The sequence below is a fragment of the Nodosilinea sp. E11 genome, from assembly GCF_032813545.1.
Classification (GTDB): Bacteria; Cyanobacteriota; Cyanobacteriia; order Phormidesmidales; family Phormidesmidaceae; genus Nodosilinea.
This window is the reverse complement of the sequence record NZ_CP136520.1, coordinates 3,454,896-3,469,813: the sequence shown is the minus strand read 5'-3', so window position 1 is coordinate 3,469,813 and position 14,918 is coordinate 3,454,896. Positions and strand designations below refer to the sequence as shown.

Here is a 14,918-nt window from a genome sequence, read left to right as displayed (position 1 = left end):
AACTCTGATCAAAATGGTCAGGGTGGGCTGACCATCCTGGTTGGCCGATCTCAAGGTGCTATAGATTACCCTGCTGCTAGTCTGCCCCGAACTGCGGCTAGATCCCATCGGTATGAAGTTTTTTTTCTCCAGCCACCTCCGGCAGCAGGGGCCGCTGCCCTCCGACCAAATCTAACAGATCGCCTACGGCTGTGAGGTTATATTGCAGCGGCGTAACCGAAATATAGCGATCGTGAATGGCCTGAACATCGGTGGGTATGGTGGTCAGAGACTGCTTGAGTTCGGGCGGCCAGCCCTGATTGGGCAGCGGATCTTCGAGGTCTGCGATCGCTTCCCCTGCCAGCCAGTAGTAGGTTTTGCCGCGCGGGTCGAGGCGTTTCTCAAACTGGTCAAAATAGCGACGAATACCCTGGCGAGTGATTTTGGCTCCCTTGATCTCGGCGGCGGGCAGGGCTGGCACGTTGACATTGAGCAGCAGGGGAGCTGCCAGCAACCCACTCGCCCCCTCGGCCAGCAGATCGCGAATAAACTCGGCGGCAGGGGCAAAGTTGCCCTGGGTAAAACTGGTCAGGCTGACTGCGATCGCTGGAATGCCCTCCATCATTCCCTCCATCGCCGCCGACACCGTGCCTGAGTAGACTACGTCGGTGCCCAAATTAGCGCCGTGGTTGATGCCTGAGACCACCACATCTGGCGGGGTTTGCATGAGCGCCCCCAGGGCCAGCTTGACGCAGTCGGCGGGGGTGCCCGAGCAGCTCCAGGCCTGAATATCTGTTTGAAAAACTGAGTCAATCACCTCAGCCCGGATAGGCTTGTGCATGGTGAGGCCGTGGCCGGTAGCCGATCGCTCGCGATCGGGGCAAACCACAGTGACTTGGTGCCCTGCTGCCGCCAGGGTGGTCGCCAGGGTACGCATCCCCAGGGCAAAAATGCCGTCATCGTTGCTGATTAGAATGTTCATGACTGTTCCCCACCACACTAAAATAGTTAAGCTAGATCGCGGATCGCCAGCCCAGGGGATCTGGGGATCGGTACAGGATATACGGCATGCATAACCACCCAGCCGCGAGGGTTAGCAACCGCAAACCGTAGACCTCGCACCGTACCCCCCCAACTACCCCTCGACCCTACTCCCGTCGTGGAGCACCTAGCCTACCATTCCAATACTTTTGCACCCTACCTATGACCGTCGCACCCACCTCGCTCGAAACCGACCTGATGGCCATGAAGCAGGCCGCCCAGGGCGCGATCGCCGCTGCTACCACCCTAGACGAGCTAGAGCAGCTGCGGATTGGCTATCTGGGTAAAAAGGGCCAGCTCTCTAAGGTGCTGGGCGGCATGGGCAAACTGTCAGCCGACGAGCGCCCTCGCATTGGCGCGATCGCCAACGAGGTTAAAGAGCTAATTCAGACCCAGCTCGACCAGGGCAAAACCGCCCTCGAAGCCGCCAAAATTGAAGCCCAGCTGGCCACAGAAACCCTCGATGTGACCATGCCCGGCATTTTTCACCCCCAGGGCCGGGTACACCCGATTAACAGCATCATCGATCGCATTGTCGATATTTTTGTGGGCCTGGGCTATACCGTCGCCGATGGCCCCGAGGTTGAAACCGACTACTACAACTTTGAGGCGCTCAACTTCTTGCCTGACCACCCGGCCCGCGACATGCAGGACACCCTGTACCTGCCCGATGGCCAGCTGATGCGCACCCACACCTCCAACACCCAAATTCGCTATATGCAAGCCAACGAGCCCCCCCTGCGGGCCTTGGCGATTGGCCGCTGCTACCGCCGCGACACGGTAGATGCCACCCACGCTGCCGTCTTTCACCAGATCGAGTTTTTTGCCGTCGACACCGACATCACCTTCACCGATCTGCGGGGCACCATCAAAGTTTTTCTAGAAGCCCTCTACGGCGATATTCCAGTGCGGTTTCGGCCTAGTTTCTTCCCCTTCACTGAGCCTTCGGCAGAGGTAGACGTCGAGTGGCAGGGCAAGTGGCTAGAGATTTTGGGCTGCGGCATGATCGACCCTAACGTGCTCCAAGCGGTTGGCTATGACCCCGAAGTTTACAGTGGCTTTGCGGCTGGGCTGGGGGTAGAGCGTCTGGCCATGGTGCAACATCAAATCGACGACATTCGCCGTCTCTACACCAGCGATCTGCGGTTTCTGCGACAGTTTTAGGGCAGGCTCGGGCGATCGCTCGTCGTTGTCGCCCAAGGGAATACTAGGGTTAGCCAATGAGCCACAGCAGTTTAACCGTTGTGGCTCATTGGCATTGCTGGGCTAAAGCCGCGATCGCCCAAGTCTGGGCAACCCCTCGCCCCATTAGCCGACAGAAAGTTCTTCCTAAACAAAACTTGAGCAGCTCTCTGCATACAATAAACTGTATACAGAGACATCACGGTTTATGATGGACTGTAACGTTTTCTGGAGTCAAACGTTTCATCTCTTCACCATACTCCTCCCACTAAATACCCATGGCTCTACTACAAACCCTTAGCATCAATGGCAAGCGCCTCAACCAAAGCATCGATGACCTAGCTCAGATCGGGCAGCTAAAGAACGGTGGCATTTGTCGATTGGCCTTTAGCCCGGAAGATCTGCAAGGGCGGGAGCTGGTGCGGCGATGGATGGTAGAAGCGGGTTTGAGCACCTGTATTGACACCGCTGGTAACCTGATTGGTCGCCGCAACGGTCGTACCAACGCCCCGGCCATTGCCACCGGATCTCACATCGACACCGTCCCCTGCGGCGGCAAATTTGACGGCACTCTCGGTGTGTTAGCCGGGATAGAAGTAGCCCGTACTCTCCACGAAAACAACATTCTCCTAGAGCATCCCTTCGAGGTAATTGTCTTTGCCGATGAAGAAGACACCATGATCGGCGGTCGCGCCATCGCTGGTACTGCGACCCTCGAGGCCGCCGACTACCACCGCAAAGACGGTCGCGCCATCGACGAGGGCGTCAACGCCGCTGGGGGGAACTGGGATCAGCTAGCGCTATCTAAGCGCACCCGCGATGACATCTGCGCCTTTGTCGAACTCCACGTTGAGCAGGGCGGGGTGCTCGAAGCCGCCCAAAAGCAGATCGGCGTAGTGCAGGGCATTGTGGGCATGCAGCGCTATCAAATTCACATTGCCGGACGCCCCAACCACGCTGGCACCACACCAATGGATCAGCGCCAAGATGCCCTCGTGGCAGCCGCTCAAGTGGTGCTAGTGGTCAACCGCCTGGGCACGCGCCCGCCTGGTCAACAGGTGGCCACCGTAGGAGCCCTACAAGTGTGGCCCAACGCCGACAATATTGTGCCAGGGCAGGTGCAGTGCAGTATTGATGTGCGCGATCTCAACCAATACGTCATCAATGATCTAATCGACGACCTAAAGGAAGAACTGCGGCTGATTGCCCAGAATACCGGCACCAAAATCGAGATTGTGCCCCAGCTGAACGTCGCGCCTAGCCCCGCAGCGGATCACATTCAAGCGATTATTGCTGAGGTATGTGACAGCGTTGGCCTCAGCTACCTACCTATGCCCAGCCGGGCAGGCCACGACGCCTTAGAGATGGGTCGATTTACAGACATGGCCATGATTTTTGTGCCCAGCGAAGGGGGCTTCAGCCATTCGGAGGTGGAATACACCACCCCTGAGGAATGCGTGAACGGAGCCAATGTGCTGCTTGAAACCGTGCTGCGACTCGATCGCTACTACCCGTAGCCTCCACGGCCAGGGCCTTAGGTGATTACCGACTCATACCAGTCAGTTTGCAGGTATCCCCAGAGCCGCGCGGTTCTGGGGATTTTTCACCGATTCTGTCGCCGCTCATTGCCCCCCGACCTACAGTTTGAGGACACCAGCTTCTCTCCAGGAAATGTTTAGGGGTTGACGCTATAGTTGAGCTAGTACTCCTACACAAATTGCAATAATTCCTATGGTTTTCTTTGGTTTAGGCAAAGGCAAAAAGTCTGAAATGCCGCCTGCTAACGAAGCATTACCTGGCCGGGCTACCTCCATGGCTGTGCCTGACAAACACTACGTCAACGGCAACCCACTAGTCCCACCGTTCCCCGCTGGAATGGAACTGGGTTTGTTTGGCATGGGCTGTTTTTGGGGAGCCGAGCGCAAGTTTTGGCAGCTTGATGGCGTGTATTCGACCTCGGTGGGCTACGCTGCTGGGTACACCCCCAACCCCACTTATCAGGAAGTCTGCTCTGGGCTGACGGGCCACAATGAGGTGGTGCGTGTGGTCTTTGACCCGGCAGTGGTAAGCTACGAGCAAATTCTCAAAACCTTTTGGGAAAGCCACAACCCTACCCAGGGCATGCGCCAAGGCAACGACGTGGGCACCCAGTATCGCTCGGGCATTTACGTGCACTCTGAAGCCCAGCGCCAGCTGGCAGAAGCCTCTAAGCAAGCCTACCAGCAGGCTCTGAGTCAGGCTGGCTACGGCCCGATCACCACCGAGATTTTAGCGGCCCCAGAGTATTACTACGCTGAGGCCTATCACCAGCAGTACTTGGCGAAAAATCCAGGCGGCTACTGCGGGTTGGGGGGTACCAATGTGGCTTGCCCTGTGGGCTTGGCCGTAGAGCGATAGGGCTTGGATTCATTCAAGTTAAAGGCCCACAGCCCAAATGGCCCAGGGTTAGAGACAAGCATTGTCTCTAACCCTGGGCCATTTGGGCTGTTCATATCTAAAGGGATTGCCAAGACAAAAGATACCCGCTCAAAGCCAGTGACTGTACCGCTGTAGGGTGGGCACTGCCAAGCATGGGGAAACTATTTCGTCCTCCTCTTACCCAACTGATAGAGTGCCGTTGAACCGAGAGGCCCTAAGAAGACAATGCCTTCTCTGAGGTTGGTTCAAGCACATTTTGAGTACCCTCGGCGTTCTTTAAAGGAATCACCGGTTCGGGGACGCGCAACATCAATAGGGCGGCTAGACCGAGTAAGACGCCCCCTAGGGCCAAGGCCCAGAGGCGGTTGCCCTGCAATATATGGCGCATTACCCAGCCAAACCCCAAGGACATCGCGATCTGCGGCAGGGTGACAAACCCGTTAAACAACCCCATAAAGACCCCACTCTGCCCTTCGAGCAGACTATCCATCAATAGAGAGTAGGGGATGGACAAAATGCTGGCCCAGGCAATGCCCACGCCGACCATGGAAAGCAGAATTGGATAGCGGCTGTGTACCAACAGCAGCGAGATCAGCCCTACGGCCCCGCACATTAGACAGATCGCATGGGTGGTAACTCGGCCCCAGCGCCGACTTAACGTTGGAATTAAAAACGAGATTGCTAGACAGATCAGGTTGTAAAAGGCGGTGCACAGACCCGCCCACTCTACCCCATGGGCATAGCTGGCTGATTGACGATTGGGAGCTCCGAGTACGTTTAGAGCGATCGCAGTGGGTAGATATAAAAAAATGCAGTAGATGCCCGCCCAGCTGAGGGCCTGCACCCCGGCTAGCTGCCGCATAATCGGCGGCAGCGACCCCATGGCTTGACCAATAGCGCTGACTAGATTAACGGAATTGCTATCGGCTGTTGAGGTGATGGCTGAGTCCCTGGGCTGAGGTAAGGGTTCTTTGACGGCCCAAAAGGTGGCCAGGGTGCTGCCCAAACATAGGGCTGCCCCTACCAGATAGGCAGCACCAATCACCGGGGGAACACCGACGGCGGCGGTGGGCTCTAGATGAAACCCATGTTCTAAAAACCAAGGCATGCCCGCCGCGCAGATCGTGCCCAACCCTACACAAAACCCTTGTACCGAATAGCCCCAGGTACGGTAGCGAGCAGGCAACAGATCGCCCACAAAGGGGCGACTAGGAGCAACACTAATGTTGAGGGCTAGCTGTAGTAGCCAGTAGAGGGCCACCGCCTGGGCCAGACTGGTCGCCAGGGGCAGTGCCACCAGCATGATCGCTACCAGTAGGCCACCGCCTAGAAAATAAGGCTGCCGCTTGCCCCAAGGACTGAGGGTGCGATCGCTCAGCTCACCGACAATTGGCTGGGCGAGTAGCCCCATCAGCGGTGCCCCCAGCCAAAGTAACGGCAGTTGGCTTGCTTCTGCCCCGAGGCTCTCGAAGATGGCGCTGGCATTGGCCGTTTGCAGACCATTGCCGATCTGCACGCCCCAAAAGCCTAAATTCATTGTAATATCAAGTCCGTTTAATCAACCACACTTAGCATTGAAATGCCCTCCACCAGTGGAACTGGGTTAAGCCTGAGATGAAATCGGTGAGGTTTAGGAGTTGTACACAGCGCTGCTCTACTCGTTCCAAGAGGTCGTCTAGGGTTTCAAATACCCGGTTGGCTAAAGCTTCATTGAGGATAGGCCAGAGTCGCTCTGCCGGTTGCATATGCGGGGAGTACGGTGGCAGAAAAACCAGATGTAGACCTTCGGGTACGACCACCTGCTCTGAGGTGTGCCACCCAGCTTGATCTATGACCAACACGACTCGGTGCTTGGGGCCAATGCCAAAGTGTTCGGCAAAATCAGCCAAGGCCCGATTAAACAGGTCGATATTGACTCGAGGCAACAGCCACCAGTAGGTTTGTCCGCTGCGAGGATGGACAAAGCCATAGAGCCAAAACCAGTCATAGCGACAGTGGACGGGAGCACTGAGCGATCCAAGCCAGTTATCGACCCACACCCGACGCAGGATGGGATGGAGCCCCAAGCGATGTTCGTCCATAGCCCAGAGCTGCACGTCGGCGTCGGGATGGGCGACTTTGATTTCCGTCAGTTGAGCGTGCAGATTTTTTTTCCCACACCCGCTGCTCCTCTTCGGTGGCAGCGTGCTGATGTTCGGGACGAGGCACCTTGAGAGAGAACTCCATTTGTTTGAGAATCTCCCACCCCCGTTGGCGATGAACTGAACGGCCTAGGTGCTCACTGAGCCAGTCGGCTACCTTACCTCCATTCCAGAATCCGCCATCTGGGGGTTCCTCTTGCAAGGCTTGGTACAGTAAAGTCTGCATTTCATCTTCAAGAATGACTTGCCCATTGCCCTGATTGTGCTGCCGTTGGTCGCCAAGCGCCGCCGGGCCTTGACGGTTATAGCTTCTAACCACTTCATAAATCCAGGCTCGGCTGTAGCCGGTCATCTCAGAGACCTCAGCGGTACCCTTGCCCGATTGCAATAGCCAGATCAGCTGATAATGCCCTCGTTCAATCCCGCTCTTAGCCGATTTATAACGCTGTTCGAGTTCCTCGGTGCTCAAATGTGATGCCAGGGTAAGACGACGCCCCATCACCCGTTATCCTCGCCTTTCAACTTCACCATTCTAAGGGTTATTAGCCGGACTTGATATAATCAGCAGGCGCAAGTCTGGACGCTCAGCGGTCATGGATAGTCGTGTGGTGATAGCAAGATCAGACTTGTTTTATCCTGCGTGGGCCAATCGGCAGCCACATCCCTCCCTAGATGCAGTTCATGGGCGACAAAGGCGAGGGTCACAGAGCTATAGTCCGATACCGGCCACCGACCCTCCGTCTACTCGATAGTTAGCTCCCACCACAAAGCTAGATTGCTGAGAACATAGAAAAGCAATGACAGCCGCCACTTCCTCGGCCTTGCCCCGGCGCTTAAGCTCTAGATGGGGGCGCTTTTGGTCAAGAAACGTAGTGATTGCCTCATCTACATCCGTCTCCATTTTTTCGGCCCTTTGTTCCATCATGGTGTCGGTCATAGGGGTGGCAATAAAAGCAGGGGCTACCGAATTGACCAGCACTCCATCGCTGGCGTAGGCCTTGGAAAGATTCTTGGCAAAGTTCAGCACTCCGGCCTTGGCGGCACAGTAGGGCATTTCATCGGCGTAGGGCTGCACGGCATCCTCTGAAGCCACGAGCACGACTCGTCCCCAACCGGTCTCACGCATCAGCGGGATGAACGTGCGGCACACCCTGACCGCCGCCATGAGATCCACTTCTAAGGTTTCAAGCCAATCGTCATCACTGATGTCTAAAAAGTCACCGGTAGCGCCGGTAATACCCGCGCAGTTCACCAAAATATCTACATGGCCGTAGTGGTTAACAATGTTGCGCTTAGCCGCTTCAACCTCAGATAGATGGCGCAAGTCAGCCTGTACTGCCATCGCCTCACCGACGGTTTGCAGATCTTGCAGCGCTTCGTCCAGCCGGTCAGCCGTTTTATCGAGGAGCGCAATTTTTACTCCTTCCTGGGCCAGCAGCTTAGCAGTGGCTAGGCCAATGCCAGAGTCACCGCCGGTCACGACAGCCACCTTGCCATGAATACCAAAATCCATTGTGTTTCCTAAAATCTAAATTAATCTGTCGAATAAATATTAAAAAATGTAAACTTGTGCTGCCATCTATCCATTAGTGGACATCGGTATAGCCCCTAACCGCGGGAAAGTGACGGCGATGTTCAAAAAGCGACCTTGGTCAACGCCCAACATACTGTAGAGCTGAGGCCAATAGTGATGCTGAGACAATACGCATCCTAAGAGTTCTTAGGGCAACCTACTGGGTAAGATCCGCTCCATTGAAAAGCAAAAAAAGGAGGAGCAATGCTGATTACTCCTCCTTTAGGGAAACCTGATTGAGGCTAGGGAAGATTAGCCATCTTTTGCTTGCATGAGTATGCGTTTAGGCAGACTCTGGCTTTGGTCTATTGCTAGATTGAGAGAGCAGAGATCTCAAATTATCGTTTCATCGGGAATCATCGCTCCTCTCAACACGGTGACAATACCGCTGCGGATACAGAAACCCTGATCTTCGCAATCGGCTTCCTCAACCCGGTCTTTATTGAGGATTTTCACGTTGCAGCCAATACGAGCATTCTTATCGACAATAGCTTTGTGAATGGTGGTATTGGCCCCAATGCCCAAGGGAATCGTGGTGTGATCGCAGCTGCCCTGGCGCTCGAAATTGTCTTGGTAGTGGTCGGCTCCCATGATCAAGCTATCTTCAATGGTGCAGCCTGACTCAATCCGAGAGCGAATGCCAATAACCGAGTTAGTAATCCGACATTCTTTCAGCATGCAGCCTTCGCTAATCATAGATTGGCTGATTTCACACTGCAGGTGCTTGGTTGGCGGCAGATAACGTGCTCTGGTGTAGATTGGGGCAGATTCATCGTAAAAGCTAAACAGGGGGTTAGGCTGCTTGACTAGGGCCAGGTTGGCATTGAAAAACGATTCAATGGTACCGATATCTTCCCAGTAGTCGTTGAATAGGTAGGCTTGCACCTTGTAGTCTTTGGCTGAGTCGGGAATAATTTCTTTGCCAAAATCAGTTTTTTGAGGCTGTTGGTCTAGCAAATCAATCAAGACCTGTCGCTTAAATAGGTAAATTCCCATCGAGGCAATATAGGGTTTATCTTTGGCCTCTTCAGCGGAGAGGCCCAGGGTAGTGGTATCTACCTGCATCTGATGGAGGGCATCGCCTTTGGGCTTCTCGCTAAAGTCGATAATCCGGCCAGAATCATCGATTTTCATCAGACCAAAACTAGAGGCCCGTTTCTCATCAATCGGTACTACGGAGAGGGTAATGTCAGCATTGCTCTCACGGTGGCGACGAATAAAATCTCGATAGTCCATGCGATACAGATGATCGCCTGACAGAATTAGATACTCGTCGACATTCATATCCTTAAAGCGCCAAAGATACTGCCTGACAGCATCGGCGGTGCCTTGAAACCAATCTAAGTTTTCTGGAGTTTGCTGAGCAGCTAACACTTCCACAAACCCCTGTTGAAAGCCCGAAAAACTATAGGATCGGGAGATATGTTCATTCAAGGAGGCAGAGTTAAACTGCGTCAGCACGTAAATCCTAGAAATGTCTGAGTTAATACAGTTACTAATTGGAATGTCGATTAATCGATGTTTCCCGCCCAGGGGTACCGCTGGCTTAGCTCGGGTTTTGGTTAATGGGTACAGGCGAGTTCCAGCACCGCCACCTAGCACAATACCTAATACTTTATTCACAGCATCCCCTTATTCATGCTCTACCATCAGCTTGATTCGGTGGCTAAACTCAATAGCTATATGAACCGATTCAACCTTAGATTCCGTTTCATTCCTTTTCAAGGGTGGGGCAATGGCCCGACGATCGACATGTACCTTAGGGCAGAACTGCTCCTAACTAACGTCTGATTTGCTGATATTGCAGTACCTGAAACAGGACTCCTGTAGTGCCCCATGAGCGCTCTAGAAGCACTACAGAGACACGTAAGATAAACCGATCTGTGTCTGAAGTTTGAGGCTAAGGTTGTAGGTATCGAACTAGACTAATCTCATTCAACCTTTTTATATTTTTTTACCGTGTGTACCCCTTCAGATTTCCGTATTCTCGTTGTCGATGATATCGACGACAATCTGTTTTTACTACAGACTATTTTAGAAACGGCTGGATATGAGGTTGATACCGCCGGGAATGGGGGGTCGGCCCTGGCTAAGGTTGAGGATTCGCCCCCCGACTTGATTTTGATGGATGTAATGATGCCCGACATGAATGGCTATGAAGTTACACGGCAGATTCGTCAGAATCCGAGCCTGCCGTTCATGCCTATTTTGATGGTCACAGCCTACGATACCGTCAATACCAATTGTGCGTTGTCTTTAGGCATCAACAACTTCATTCGTAAGCCTATCGAGTTTGATGGCCTACTCACTAAGGTTGCAGCCCTTTTAGACAAGGAGCAGCTAGAGAAAGGACATCACAATTTGTCTAAACCTTAGGCAACCTAGAGGCACAGTCCCCTAGGTTGGTTTGGCTTTGAATTAATAGATGAGTTCGGCGATCGCAGCCACTAGCTCAATTGGCTCAAAGGGCTTGCTTAAGTGACGTTGAAAACCAGCGGCTAGGGCCTGTTGCTGATTGAGGTCGCCAGCATAGGCGGTCAGGGCAATGGCTTTAAAGGTAAGGGGCTTGCCTAACGTAGCTGCCTGCGATCGAATTTGCTGCATCAGCATGTAACCATCCATATCGGGCATTGCAATATCGCTAATCAGCACGTTAGGTTTGAGGTCGGGCAATACGCTCAGAGCTTCTTGCCCTGAAGCAGTAGCCGTCACGATCGCACCGGCCTGCTCAAGCACAAAAACAATTAGATCGCGGGCATCGGCTTCATCTTCGACCACCAAAATGCTAACTCCCGTCAGGCTAGCGGACAGCACCGGGCGGTGAAGTGAGACAGCCGGCAAAGTGGCTTGGGAGGCGTCAGCTAGACTGCGCTCAAGGGGCAATCGCACTGTAAATGTTGATCCTTGATCTTCGCCACGGCTAGACGCAGCAACCGTACCACCGTGAAGTTCGACGAGTTGTCGCACGATCGCAAGGCCTAGGCCCAAGCCGCCAAACTGTCGGGTGGTTTTGCTGTCGGCCTGGCGAAAACGCTCAAAAATATAGGGAAGAAATTCTGGGGTAATGCCCTTACCAGTGTCAGTCACCGTAATTTGGGCCTGGGAGATGGTGTCGAAGGCAGCAGCATCTGAGGAGTTAGGATCGACCAACCCCAGGTGAATGTACACTTGGCCACCGACAGGGGTGAACTTGACAGCATTGGTCAGCAAATTCCAAACCACCTGCTGTAAACGCCCTGCATCACCCAAAACCGAGGGCACATTGGGTTCAAGCTGGGTGTGAATTTGAATGGCCTTAGCCTCAGCCGCCAGTTGTACCGTTTCCATGGCCGCTTCAACGGTGGCCCGAAGGTCTACAGTAGCGGCATCAAGGCTAAGTTTGCCCTGCAAAATTCGAGAAACGTCTAACAGGTCGGCAATCAGCTGGGTTTGGAGCTTGGCATTACGCTCAATGGTTTCTAAACCTCGGGCCAGGGTGGTGGCGTCAGGCGATCGTTTTTGCAGCAACTGTGCCCAGCCCAAAATCGGGTTAAGGGGCGATCGCAGCTCGTGGGAGAGCACCGCTAGAAATTCGTCTTTGATGCGGTTGGCCGATTCGGCTTCGCTGCGGGCTGTCTGCTCTGCTTGGTAAAGACGGGAATTGTCGATAGCGATCGCTACCTGGTGGGCAACGTTTTCAGCCAGGGCCAGATCGGCTGGGGTGTAGTGCCGATCAGATTCGGCGGTCACAAAGGAGATCACACCCAGGGTCTGGCCGCGCGCGATCAGCGGCGCTATGATGCCGGACTTAAGCCCCAGTTCCCGGAGCAGGCGCAGGTGCTCTGGATCTTGGGCGATCGCCGCTAGCGCCCCGTCGGTCATATTGGTGAGCAGACGGGTTTGCCCTGTGCACAATACCTTTGGCACTCCCTCTGGGGCATTGAGGGGCTGGGGATATTGCCGGTAGAGTTGCCAGCCTAGGTCTACCTTAGCGGGGTCACAGTGGGCCACAGCTATACGTTCCAGCGTTTGATCGGAGGTTACCCAATCGATGGTGCACCAGTCGGCAAACACCGGCACCACTCGCTGAGCCACCCGCTCCAGGGTGTGGCTATGGTCTAGTAAAGACGCCAAAAGGGTACTGATATCGACCAGCAGCGCCGATCGAAACTGCTCGGCCTCAGCCTCTAGGCGGGCGGCCTGTTCGCGAATTAGCTGAGTGCGCTCAGCTTCGGCTAGTTTGCGATCGGTAATGTCAAAGAAAGAGGCTACCACCGCGTAGGGGATAGGGTCGTTGGGATGAAACAACGGCCGACTGTTGATTGAGATCCAGGTCAGGGTGCCGTCGGGTTTGCAGACGCCCATCACCACATTAGTCTGGGGGTCTCCAGTACTCAGGGTAATCATGCTCGGATGCTGATCGCCCGGAAACGGCGACCCATCTTCACGAATGGCGGCCCAGCGAGGATCTAGGGAACTGCGGCCCACCATCTGCTCAGTGGTAAGGCCTAAAATAGACTCTGCGCTAGCGTTACAGGTAAAAATACTGCCGTCAGCATGTTGCAGCACAATGCCTTCGGCCACCGTTTCAATCACCGATCGATAGCGTTCTTCTGAAGCTTGCAGAATGGCTTCTGACCGGGTGCGATCGCTAATGTCGCTAATCGACATCACCACCTGACTTAGATTGTTGTCAGCATCGACTAGAGGCGAAGCGTTGACACAGAGAATAGATTGGGTGCCATCGGCGTGGGTCACCGCCAACTCAACCCCATAGACCGCTTTCCCCGTGCGCATGACCTGGCTAAAGGGCAGATCGGCCTCGGCAAAGGGAGCCCCGTCGACTGCCGTAATGGCCCAGGCCAGATCGTTATAGGCTCGTCCTGCCAGCTCACTGCGACTCAACCGAAACATCTCTTCAGCGGCGGAGTTAGCGGTGATCAGTTGCCCCGATTGGTCAAGGATCACAATGCCATTGGGAATGGTTTCGAAAATACTAGAGAGCTGGGCTTCGCTGGCTCGCAGCGCGTCTTCGATCTGCTTACGCTCGGTGATGTCGTGCATCACCACCACCGCCCCCTGGTTTTGGCCATCGACATCGGCGATCGCCTGCCCGCTGGCCAACAGCGTTCGGGCGATCCCCCCATGGGGGGCAATCACCATTTCGGCATTGTTAACCCGTTCCCCACTCAGGGCGCGAAACAGCGGAATCGCCTGCTGGGGCATCGGGGTTTGACCATCGACGAGATAGAGATCGTAGTAGTTGGCCCACTTGTCAGGGGGAATAGGAGATTCTGGTAGACCATGAAAGTTTTTGGCCGCTTGATTAAAGAGGGTCAAAATACCCGCTTTATCACAGGCCACAATCCCCGCTTGCACATGTTCTAGCACCACCTTCAGCATTTCCTGCTCTTTTTTGAGGGCAACTTCGGTGTGCTTGCGCTCAGCAATTTCAAGCTGTAGGCGTTGATTAGCTTGAGACAATTCGGTCGTACGCTGGGTGACGAGGTGCTCTAAGTCTTGCTGTACCTGCTGCCGGGCCACATCGGTCTGCTGGCGCTCTAGTTCGGCACTGATGCGCAGAGCAAAAATAGGCAGCAGGGTTTCCGTCAGCTGCACGTTGGCTAGGGGCTTACTATCCATTATCCCCAACAGGCCCAAAGGTTGGCCCTGGGCATCAAAAAATGGCATTGCCGCATAGCTGTCGATCCCCAAAGGCTTGAGCAGCAAAGCTTCGGGGAATTGTGCCCTCACCCCGCTGGGATAGCAACACAGACTGCGCTTGAGCAACACCTGCTCACAGGGAGTATGGTGCAGTAGATAGTCAAACCTGTCGGCCATGCCCGCCGGAGTACAGGCCGCGATCGTTTGAATTGACGCTGGCGCGTCACCGCTGACCAAGCCAATGTAGGTATAGTCGACCCCCAAGGCCTGGGTGCAGTGCTGCACTAGCGCCTCGAAAAAAGCTACCCCCGTTTGCGCTGAAACCCCCTGGGTTACCGCCAGCAAGGCCGCATCAATTTCGGCTACCCGGTGGGCGGCTAGGCGCAAATCGAGCTCATCGACGACCATAGCAGCCAGATCAGCCAAGACCAACCGCTGATCGTCGGTAAATTGATCGCGGGGCTGAGTATCGAGGATGCAAAGGGTGCCGAGGTTAAAGCCGTCCTGGCTGAGCAGCGGTGCCCCAGCGTAAAAGCGAACCCTAGGCCCATGCTGCACCAGAGGGTGATCGACAAAGCGCTGATCTTGGCTCAAGTCAGGAATCACTAGCACCTGATCAGACAGCAGAGCATAGTTACAAATAGAGTTATGGCGCTGGATTGACTGGCGGTCAAAACCGTAGGACGACTTGAACCAAGCTCTCGATTCATCGACTAGCGAAATGAGGGCCGTGGGAGCATTAAATAAGCGGGCCGCCAAAGCTGTGATGCGATCGAATCCAGGCTCGGGCGGAGTATCTAGAATGTTATATCGCCGCAGGGCTTCTAAACGTCCCGATTCGTGGTTGGGTGAGGGCACTGGAGGCATTAGCGGTTAAGCAATCCATGGAAGGTAAACAGGGACAACCATCCGTAGGCAACACAGCATCTAGGGAAAAAGAA

General features: G+C 54.5%; 9 protein-coding genes and 1 pseudogene. 4 read left to right on the top strand and 6 right to left on the bottom strand.

Translation table 11 applies throughout. The annotated features are described in order from the left end of the window. Window positions 1–97: 97 nt before the first annotated feature. Window positions 98–961: a 5'/3'-nucleotidase SurE gene (gene surE / locus RRF56_RS17560; RefSeq protein WP_317034454.1), complete on the bottom strand. Its 864-nt coding sequence runs from the start codon at window positions 959–961 to the stop codon at window positions 98–100. A 221-nt stretch (window positions 962–1,182) separates the two neighbouring features. Between surE and pheS the strand changes: the two genes are divergently transcribed. The 3 genes from pheS (at window position 1,183) to msrA (ending at window position 4,599) form a co-directional block, all read left to right on the top strand. Further along, on the top strand, window positions 1,183–2,184 hold the full coding sequence (gene pheS / locus RRF56_RS17555; RefSeq protein ID WP_317034453.1) for a phenylalanine--tRNA ligase subunit alpha: 1,002 nt from the start codon (window positions 1,183–1,185) through the stop codon (window positions 2,182–2,184). A gap of 296 nt (window positions 2,185–2,480) precedes the next feature. After that, window positions 2,481–3,719, top strand: coding sequence for a Zn-dependent hydrolase (locus RRF56_RS17550; RefSeq protein ID WP_317034452.1), 1,239 nt, complete (start codon window positions 2,481–2,483; stop codon window positions 3,717–3,719). Window positions 3,720–3,933: 214 nt separating this feature from the next. After that, entirely contained in the window at window positions 3,934–4,599 is a 666-nt protein-coding gene (gene msrA, locus RRF56_RS17545; RefSeq protein ID WP_317034451.1) for a peptide-methionine (S)-S-oxide reductase MsrA, read from the top strand. Between the two features lie 235 nt (window positions 4,600–4,834). Here the strand turns inward: msrA and RRF56_RS17540 are convergent, their stop codons facing one another. From RRF56_RS17540 to RRF56_RS17525, 4 genes and pseudogenes are all read right to left on the bottom strand, one after another. Then, window positions 4,835–6,157 (bottom strand): MFS transporter, encoded by a 1,323-nt coding sequence (locus tag RRF56_RS17540; RefSeq protein WP_317034450.1) that lies wholly within the window; start codon window positions 6,155–6,157, stop codon window positions 4,835–4,837. 31 nt (window positions 6,158–6,188) lie between these two features. Continuing rightward, window positions 6,189–7,260: pseudogene (locus RRF56_RS17535) on the bottom strand (IS630 family transposase). A gap of 210 nt (window positions 7,261–7,470) precedes the next feature. Next, window positions 7,471–8,274, bottom strand: coding sequence for an SDR family oxidoreductase (locus RRF56_RS17530; protein WP_317034449.1), 804 nt, complete (start codon window positions 8,272–8,274; stop codon window positions 7,471–7,473). Between the two features lie 393 nt (window positions 8,275–8,667). Beyond that, the gene (locus RRF56_RS17525; RefSeq protein ID WP_317034448.1) at window positions 8,668–9,957 is read right to left on the bottom strand and encodes a glucose-1-phosphate adenylyltransferase; all 1,290 of its coding nucleotides are present in this window, start codon (window positions 9,955–9,957) and stop codon (window positions 8,668–8,670) included. A gap of 336 nt (window positions 9,958–10,293) precedes the next feature. Between RRF56_RS17525 and RRF56_RS17520 the strand changes: the two genes are divergently transcribed. Then, window positions 10,294–10,710 (top strand): response regulator, encoded by a 417-nt coding sequence (locus tag RRF56_RS17520; protein WP_317034447.1) that lies wholly within the window; start codon window positions 10,294–10,296, stop codon window positions 10,708–10,710. A gap of 42 nt (window positions 10,711–10,752) precedes the next feature. Here the strand turns inward: RRF56_RS17520 and RRF56_RS17515 are convergent, their stop codons facing one another. Next, window positions 10,753–14,844, bottom strand: a complete 4,092-nt coding sequence (locus RRF56_RS17515) for a PAS domain S-box protein (RefSeq protein WP_317034446.1) — start codon at window positions 14,842–14,844, stop codon at window positions 10,753–10,755. Between the last annotated feature and the right edge of the window lie 74 nt (window positions 14,845–14,918).